The sequence below is a fragment of the Sphingomonas sp. LH128 genome (genome assembly GCF_000293195.2).
In the GTDB taxonomy this organism is placed as follows: Bacteria; Pseudomonadota; Alphaproteobacteria; order Sphingomonadales; family Sphingomonadaceae; genus Novosphingobium; species Novosphingobium resinovorum_A.
On the sequence record NZ_ALVC01000565.1, the window covers coordinates 1 to 474 of the forward strand.

1 pseudogene is annotated in these 474 nt (G+C 62.7%); it reads right to left on the reverse strand.

Annotated features, from left to right (window positions below):
- A pseudogene (locus tag LH128_RS30250) lies at positions 1-391 on the reverse strand (IS66 family transposase); the annotation flags it as partial.
- Positions 392-474: the final 83 nt, after the last annotated feature.

Sequence of the window (474 nt, forward strand, 5' to 3'; positions counted from 1 at the left end):
GGACACGGAAGCAGGCGGGTACGTAATCCAGCACTTCGGTGACGTCTTCGCAGATGACGGTCTCGCTACCACCGCAACCGCATGGCTCCGGAAGGTGCTGGGTCGTCTCACGGGGGATATGTAGGGGGATCGGCGCCCTGGTTCCGGCCTTGCGCGTCGGTTTCGCGTTCGACGCCGCAGGAGCGTCATCATTGGCCGGCTCCGGGGCATCCACCTCCTCGAACATCAGCCGCAACTGCGCGATATCCATTTTCTCAGAGCTGCGACCGAACTGGACGCGCAGCAGCCGAGCAAGACGGTGCTCCAGCTTCTCGATCGTCAGACCCTGAGCTTTGACGGTCTGCTTTGCCGCCCCCAGTTCGGCCCGCTCCAGCTCCATGATCTCAGTCATCTCCCGCAGCATTTTCTGCAGGAGAACGGGGTCTGTGGGGAGGCGATCAAGGTCGAACCGCATGCCCCGGACTATAGCGCAAG